Source organism: Daejeonella sp. (genome assembly GCF_030695525.1).
In the GTDB taxonomy this organism is placed as follows: Bacteria; Bacteroidota; Bacteroidia; order Sphingobacteriales; family Sphingobacteriaceae; genus Daejeonella.
In genome coordinates this window covers 121,891-129,393 of record NZ_JAUYSS010000009.1, presented here as the reverse complement: position 1 = coordinate 129,393, position 7,503 = coordinate 121,891, and the positions used below count along the sequence as shown (strand labels likewise).

Genomic DNA, 7,503 nt, shown 5'->3' with positions numbered 1-7,503 from the left:
AGCTATCCAGGTAAAAGATAGCTCCTTTTAAATATCCGCTATTGAAAATCAGTTCATTACAACAACACCTTTAGCTTCAAAAGCCAGTTGTTCTTTTGGACTTGTGATTGCAGCAATTTCTGCTTCAGACTTTCCACCATCTTTGGCATAATGCCTTAGCTTTTCAACTGAAGTAGTATCAGTATAAGCAAAACCCTCAAGTACAACTTCTTTTCCTCCAAGATCTTTAGGTACAAAGATCTTATAATCTTTAAAGGTTACCCTCATTTCATCACCATTATCGAGGGTCATGGTCATCCAACAACCCTTTTCCTGACATACCTCTTTCACCACACCCTTGATTTTCATGTCTTTCTTACTTTCACCCTTCATTTCAGTTTGAATGGATGCCAGTTCAATAACCTGATCATTTTTTACTGAATCGCCAAAAACAGCGGTACCTTTTACATTTTCAACAGTTTGGGTTTCAGTTTTTGGACTATTGCAGGCTGTGAGAATAGCCAGCGCAAAAATTGAGAGTATAATCTTATTCATAATTTATATTTGGTTTTTACAAAATTGATAATAAAAATTGTGATTATCCATTTATGGCAGAATAATCGCTCTCCGAGGTCTGATGTAGGAGGTCCGATGTAGGAGGTCTGATGTCAGACATCAGTCTTCAGATCTCAGACCTCAGTCCCACCTACCCAAACAAAGCATTGAACACTTCTTCAACCTTAGCCACGGTTTTGATCTTAATTTTATACTTCTGCCATTCAGGTTCCGTTTTTACACCCCTACCTGCAGGAAGATTATACTTGGAAATAAAAATTTGTTCGAAGCCAAGTTTTTCGGCTTCAGCAAACCGTTGTTCTATTCTGTTCACTGCCCTGATCTCACCTGATAAACCAACTTCTGCCGAGAAACATATTTTAGAATCCACAGGCATATCTTCATGAGAGGAAATTATCGCTACGACAACAGCAAGATCTATTGCCGGATCTTCAACCCTCAGTCCGCCGGCAATATTCAGAAAAACATCTTTTGCGCTTAATTTAAAACCGCATCGCTTTTCCAACACCGCAAGAAGCATGTTCAATCTCTTCGTATCAAAACCTGTAGCTGAACGCTGAGGTGTTCCGTAAGCAGAAACACTAACCAAAGCCTGGGTTTCAATCAGCATCGGCCTGAGGCCTTCAAGCATCGCCGAAATGGTTATTCCACTTAGCGGTTCATCCCTTTGAGATAGCAGAATTTCGGAAGGATTTGATACCTCTCTGAGGCCGCTGCCCTGCATTTCATAAATACCAAGTTCTGAGGCAGAGCCAAAGCGGTTCTTAACCGAACGCAATATCCGGTAAACATGATGCCTGTCGCCTTCAAACTGCAAAACAGTATCAACCATATGCTCCAGAATCTTAGGCCCGGCAATCATTCCATCCTTGGTGATATGCCCAATAAGAAATACCGGGGTTCCGCTTTCTTTTGCAAAACGCAGCAGTTCGGCAGTACACTCCCTTACCTGCGAAACACTACCGGGAGTTGATTCTATATGAGCTGAATACAAGGTTTGTATGGAATCAATAACCAGCAGGTCGGGCTGCAGAATTTCGATCTGTTTGAAAATATTTTGTGTGGAAGTCTCGGTAAGAATATAGGTATCAGAGGAGGCAGCATTTTTCAAACCTGTTGCAGGGGCCAATCTTTCGGCCCGCATTTTGATCTGTTGCTCACTTTCCTCACCGGAGACATAAAGTACTTTCAAACCCGGTAAATTGAGTGCAACCTGTAGCATAAGCGTAGATTTTCCAATACCCGGCTCACCTCCAATTAATATTATGGATCCGCTTACTATTCCACCACCCAATACCCGGTTCAGTTCTTTATCCGGAGTGATCAGGCGATTCTCTTCAGAATAAACAATTTCATGAATAGCCGCTGGTTTATTGGAACGTTGAGTGCTGGAGGACCCACTCTTCCAGTCAGGTACAGAAGCCCCTGCTTTTTCTATGATCTCTTCTACAAAAGTATTCCACTGATTACAGGAAGGGCACTTACCTAACCATTTTGCAGATTCGTATCCACAACTCTGACAAAAATAAGCAGAACGGGTTTTAGCCATTGGATAAATTAGCAAATGTGAGAATTCGTAAATTAGCAAATGCAAAATAATAAATGTGCAGATGAAATTTTAATCTGCACATTTGCTAATTTCTTCATCCGATAGCTATCGGATTACTAATTAAAGTTTAATCTCCTCTTCCTTAGAATTCAGAAAATGGAATTCAGTAAGGTAATAAGAAGGTACAGCCCTCACCTTGATCCATTTACTGAATTTAAAGAACCATTTCCACTGAATTGAGAAGAGTCCCTTTTTAATATAGGCTTCGATATAAGGATGTATACATAAAGTTACACTGCTTTCATTCTGCTCATTGAGAATATAGTTCAGGTTGTTTTCTATATCGTCCATTAAAATGATACTCGCTTTGATTTCTCCTGTACCATCGCAGGCAGGACATTTCTCATTGGTAACGATATTCATTTCAGGCCTTACACGCTGGCGTGTTAACTGTACCAAACCAAATTTGCTCGGAGGTAAAATGGTATGCTTAGCGCGGTCAAGTAACATCAGATCCTTGAGATGATCAAACAACTCCTTGCGGTTCTGAGGTTTGTGCATATCTATAAAGTCAATAACCACAATACCACCCATATCACGCAGACGTAATTGTCGGGCAATTTCCTTTGCAGCTTCCATATTGATCATCAGGGCATTTTGTTCCTGATTCTCAGTATTTGCTGTACGATTACCACTGTTTACATCAATTACGTGTAATGCTTCAGTATGTTCAACGACAAGATAAGCTCCTCCCGGCAGGTTTACAGTCCGGCCAAAAGCTGATTTAATTTGCTTTTCGATACCAAAATGTTCAAAAATCGGCTCTTTACCGCGGTACTGTTTAACGATCTTATCCATTTCAGGAGAAATCTCATGAACATAAGATCTGATCTCTTCGAATAAGGCGGGATCTCCGATATGTATATTCGTAAAATCGGTATTCAGAATATCGCGAAGAATTGTTGAAGTACGTCCCATCTCTCCAAGAATCTTCTTGGATGGCTCAGTATTTGGTAGGCGGGTTGTAAATTTTTCCCACTTCTCAATCAAATCAAGTAAATCCTTCTGTAACTCAGCAACGCCTTTTCCTTCAGAAACTGTTCGAATAATTACCCCGAAATTCTTCGGCTTAATACTTTCCACAATTTTCTTAAGACGGTTGCGCTCTGTATTACTTTTTATCTTTTTGGAGATTGAAATAACATCCGAAAAAGGGACAAGAACGGCGAAGCGGCCTGCAATTGAAAGATCTGAGCTTAAGCGCGGACCCTTTGTTGAGATCGGTTCTTTGGCGATCTGAACGGGAAGCAGCATGTTCCGGTTCAGTATCTCTGAGACTTTACCGGATTTACTGATATCCGTTTCAAGTCTGAAACTATTGAGTAGTTTATCTTTATAACTGCCATTCTTTACAATTTTTGTAAGTTTTAGCAGCGATTGAACCTGTGGTCCAAGATCCAGATAATGCAAAAAAGCATCTTTTTCGTAGCCCACATCAACAAATGCAGCATTCAATCCGGGCATGATCTTTTTGATCTTGCCTAAATATATATCGCCAACAGCATAATTGTTGCTGACCTGCTCTGTGTTTAATTCTACGAGTTGCTTGTCTTGCAGTAAAGCAATAGTAACCCCACTAGGGGATGAATTGATAATTAATTCCTTTACCAATGGCTAAATTTAAGACACCGGCTAAGAAAACCGGTATACGTTTAAAACTAGGGAATAAATAAAAACAAACAAATGGTTTAAACCTCCGGCGCAATTAAGCGGGAGGTTTAAAAATTTTATAAGTCTGCAATTAATCCGAACATAAAGAACCGATTAAAAATCAGACTATTTTTTCTTATGTCTGTTTTTTCTTAAGCGTTTTTTACGCTTGTGAGTAGCCATTTTATGTCTTTTTCTTTTCTTACCGCTTGGCATAATGTTGTTTTTTAAAATGTTTTATAATCTAATTACTTAATTCGTTTACTTTCCTGTCCACAAACGTGCTCATGTTCGGGTCAGCTGCAATTTCTTTAGTTTTCAGATAGGCAGCAATCGCGTCAGCCTTTCTATCCATATTCTCATAGCTTGAAGCCAGGTAAAACCATGCCTCAGCACTTGGAGCAATATCAATTACCGTTTTGAAACGCTCAACTGCCTTATCAAATTGACCTGATTTCATTGAAAACAAGCCCAGATTCAGGTTAGCCTTTAAATTTTTTGGATCTTGTTTTACTACGTCCAGCAACAAGGTAATACCCTGCATGGGATTTGGTGTTCCTGTAACGTACGCTATTCCTAATCCGGTTTTAACTTCAAGGGTATTCGGTTTGATTTTATCAGCTTTTTGATAAGAACTAATTGCCTTTTGAACAAGAGCCGGCTGAACAAGAGTATCCATGCTCTGTTGATAAGCATCAGTAAATTTATCACCGGCTTTAAGCCATGAATCAAAATTCGGTTCTTTTTCAGCTATAAATTCATAATAAAAAGCTGCTGGAGTACTTTGATTTACATCATCCCATTGCTGGGCAAGTTGCTTTTGAATACTTAGCTTCTCAGATTCAGAAGCGCTTTTTAATTGTGCTTCAAGGTCCGAAATCTGCTTTTTAAGACTGGCATTTAAATTCTCTTTGGTCTTTGTAGAAATATCTTCTAATGAAACTTCTTTAACTTTTTCCGCCTGAGTGGTACCTGAAGCATTCGCAGCAGCAGCACCTTCATTCGGTTTGACCAATCCCTGAATATCTAAAGAAAGCATCAAGCCCATCAGTACCACCACTGACCCAATTACCACAATTTGCTTTCTTTGTAACATTCCCTACTGAATAAATGATTACTTATTTCCGCTTTTTACCTTCTCAACAAATACCTTGGCAGGTTTGAAACTTGGCACGAAATGCTCAGGGATAATGATTGCTGTATTTTTTGAAATATTACGAGCTGTTTTCTTTGCTCTTTTCTTCACCACAAAGCTCCCAAAACCTCTCACGTAAACATTCTCGCCATTTACCATTGAATTTTTGACAACTTTAAAAAACGCTTCTATAGCTTCCTGAACATCTACCTTTTCAATTCCTGTTTTGTTAGAGATCTCTGTAATGATTTCTGCCTTGGTCATATCTATTTTCTTTAATTTTTTGTACTGTATTCTAATTGATTTGGGGTTGCAAAAGTATTGGTTTTAATTCAATTTGGGAAATAAATCTGCTTTTTTTTAAAACCAAGTCGCTATAAAACAAATAGTAAGGTATTTTTGTTGCTCTAATGAGTTAAACCCACGCAAGAGCAATGAAGTTTTCTGCAGAAATTATTGAATGGTACCAAAAACATAAAAGGGATCTTCCCTGGAGGAATACAAATGACCCTTATATAATTTGGCTATCTGAAATAATCATGCAGCAGACCCGCGTAGAACAGGGAATCCCTTATTTTCAGCGTTTTGCTGAAAAATACCCAACAGTCGAACATTTTGCTTCGGCCAGTGAAGATGAAATATTAAAACTCTGGCAGGGACTGGGCTATTATTCAAGGGGCAGAAATATGCATCAAACTTCACAGGCAGTAATGGAGGAACATGCTGGTTACTTTCCTAAAAATTATGATACCCTGATCCGATTAAAGGGAATAGGCGAATATACAGCTGCTGCCATCTCTTCATTTTCATCCAATGAAGCAAAAGCCGTTGTAGATGGGAACGTTTTCAGACTGCTTTCCAGATATTTTGGCATTGATACTCCAATCAATACCGGAAAAGGAAAAAAGATATTTACCGATTTAGCAAATGAATTGCTGGATCAGAAGCAAGCCGGGATTTTTAACCAGGCAATAATGGAGTTTGGATCATTACAATGCAAACCCAAAATTCCGGATTGCCCGATATGCCCCTTGCAAACTTCCTGTGAAGCGCGTTTGAAAAACAGAATCCATGAGCTGCCAGTCAAAATAAAATCTCAGAAAAGCAAGGAGCGATATTTCAATTATATACTGGCAATTAAAAATGATAAAGTTCTCATAAACAAGCGTCGTTCGGGCGATATCTGGGAAAACATGATCGATCTCCCTCTTTTCGAGACAGAATCCCGGACTGAGGTTCCAGAACTTATCCAATCAGAAAAATTTATAAATGCTTTTGGTAAACAGGTACTGGTTCGATCTGTTTCTAAACCCATAATACATGTTCTCAGTCACCAGAAACTTTACACCAGCTTCATTCAAATAGAGCATTTTACTGAAGATTTTCGACCGGATCAATCCTGGTTTTATGTAAGCAAAAAAGAACTTGAAAAACTGCCGCAGCCTAAACTAATTTTTCAATTCTTCGAAAATTTCTTTAAATTGTAACTGAACTATCTATTTTTAAGAACATGTCAGGTATTAACAAAGTCATTTTAGTTGGACACTTGGGGAAAGATCCTGAAGTCCGGCATTTGGATGGGGGAGTTACTGTCGCTAGCTTCCCATTAGCAACTTCAGAGACCTATAACAAGGACGGTAGAAAAATTGAGCAAACCGAATGGCATAACATTGTTATGTGGCGAGGTTTAGCCGATATCGCTTCAAAATACCTCCAGAAAGGTAAGCTGGTATATATCGAAGGTAAATTAAGAACCCGCTCTTTTGAAGATAAAGAGGGTCATAAAAAATACACCACAGAAGTAGTTGCAGAAAACTTCACCATGCTTGGTCGCAAAAGTGATTTTGAGGGACATGGTGAAAATAGTCAGCAGAAATCCGAGGAAGAGCATGGTACCGGCCAAAATAATCATAGTGTGGCCAAAGAGGATCATCCTATGAATTATGAAAAAGGGGCTGATGATGATTTACCGTTTTAGGTTAGGAATTAAGTAGCTCCCTTAATTTAGGATTTGCTTGTAAAGATGCTGTTAATTGAAAGCCGAATTGATGGATGTTAGGTAGTTTAGTTTTATTGATTAGACTGATGGGCTATTTGTTTAAACTATGTTCTGGTTTTGATCAATAGCTCAGAAAATTCCTGCTTTTTTGATTTGAAAATGAATGGTACTGCCTTTGGCGGCCGCTAGTCCCGTGATCCATTGCAAGCCCGGCATAAAATTCAGCATAAGATTAAATCATTGCTTGCCGGGGCTTTCCATTTCTCCCGGGTTTATGGCGGATCAAGCCCGCCATGACAATCAATAAGGTTTTACTTAATCACTAATAGGAAAAATTGTATTTTGGGCAGGCCTTATTTCCATTGCGATTCCGGACCCCGAGGCGGATTCTCCTGTATTATTAAATTTGATTTGTCATCATGGCGTATATGTCGACCACTTTTTATAATATAACGTGAACTCGACATAATATTTGAAACCACATAGAAACATAGCATTATATAAGTCAATCTATGTGGTTAAAAATTTATATATCGAACTCTCGTTATATAATAA

Annotated in this window: 7 protein-coding genes; 2 read left to right on the top strand and 5 right to left on the bottom strand. The window is 38.8% G+C overall.

Annotated features, from left to right (window positions below):
- Positions 1-48 precede the first annotated feature (48 nt).
- The 5 genes from Q8S11_RS01745 to Q8S11_RS01725 form a co-directional block, all read right to left on the bottom strand.
- Positions 49-534 carry a DUF4920 domain-containing protein gene (locus Q8S11_RS01745; protein WP_305660352.1) on the bottom strand — a complete coding sequence of 162 codons (486 nt, stop codon included), beginning with the start codon at positions 532-534 and terminating at the stop codon, positions 49-51.
- A gap of 151 nt (positions 535-685) precedes the next feature.
- Positions 686-2,104, bottom strand: a complete 1,419-nt coding sequence (gene radA / locus Q8S11_RS01740) for a DNA repair protein RadA (RefSeq protein ID WP_305660351.1) — start codon at positions 2,102-2,104, stop codon at positions 686-688.
- A gap of 120 nt (positions 2,105-2,224) precedes the next feature.
- Positions 2,225-3,775, bottom strand: a complete 1,551-nt coding sequence (locus Q8S11_RS01735; protein WP_305660350.1) for an Rne/Rng family ribonuclease — start codon at positions 3,773-3,775, stop codon at positions 2,225-2,227.
- A gap of 283 nt (positions 3,776-4,058) precedes the next feature.
- Positions 4,059-4,910 carry a tetratricopeptide repeat protein gene (locus Q8S11_RS01730; RefSeq protein ID WP_305660349.1) on the bottom strand — a complete coding sequence of 284 codons (852 nt, stop codon included), beginning with the start codon at positions 4,908-4,910 and terminating at the stop codon, positions 4,059-4,061.
- Positions 4,911-4,928: 18 nt separating this feature from the next.
- Positions 4,929-5,213, bottom strand: coding sequence for an HU family DNA-binding protein (locus Q8S11_RS01725; RefSeq protein WP_305660348.1), 285 nt, complete (start codon positions 5,211-5,213; stop codon positions 4,929-4,931).
- 170 nt (positions 5,214-5,383) lie between these two features.
- On the opposite strand from Q8S11_RS01725, the gene mutY reads away from it, so the two are divergent.
- Together mutY and Q8S11_RS01715 are read left to right on the top strand one after the other, a co-directional pair.
- Positions 5,384-6,436 (top strand): A/G-specific adenine glycosylase, encoded by a 1,053-nt coding sequence (gene mutY, locus Q8S11_RS01720; protein WP_305660347.1) that lies wholly within the window; start codon positions 5,384-5,386, stop codon positions 6,434-6,436.
- A 23-nt stretch (positions 6,437-6,459) separates the two neighbouring features.
- Positions 6,460-6,927 carry a single-stranded DNA-binding protein gene (locus Q8S11_RS01715; protein ID WP_305660346.1) on the top strand — a complete coding sequence of 156 codons (468 nt, stop codon included), beginning with the start codon at positions 6,460-6,462 and terminating at the stop codon, positions 6,925-6,927.
- The last annotated feature ends 576 nt before the right edge of the window (positions 6,928-7,503 follow it).

Coding starts and splice junctions, on each gene's coding strand:
- Q8S11_RS01725 (WP_305660348.1), bottom strand. CDS start 5,213: ATGACCAAGGCAGAAATCATTACAGAGATCTCTAACAAAACAGGAATT.
- radA (WP_305660351.1), bottom strand. CDS start 2,104: ATGGCTAAAACCCGTTCTGCTTATTTTTGTCAGAGTTGTGGATACGAA.
- Q8S11_RS01730 (WP_305660349.1), bottom strand. CDS start 4,910: ATGTTACAAAGAAAGCAAATTGTGGTAATTGGGTCAGTGGTGGTACTG.
- Q8S11_RS01715 (WP_305660346.1), top strand. CDS start 6,460: ATGTCAGGTATTAACAAAGTCATTTTAGTTGGACACTTGGGGAAAGAT.
- Q8S11_RS01745 (WP_305660352.1), bottom strand. CDS start 534: ATGAATAAGATTATACTCTCAATTTTTGCGCTGGCTATTCTCACAGCC.
- mutY (WP_305660347.1), top strand. CDS start 5,384: ATGAAGTTTTCTGCAGAAATTATTGAATGGTACCAAAAACATAAAAGG.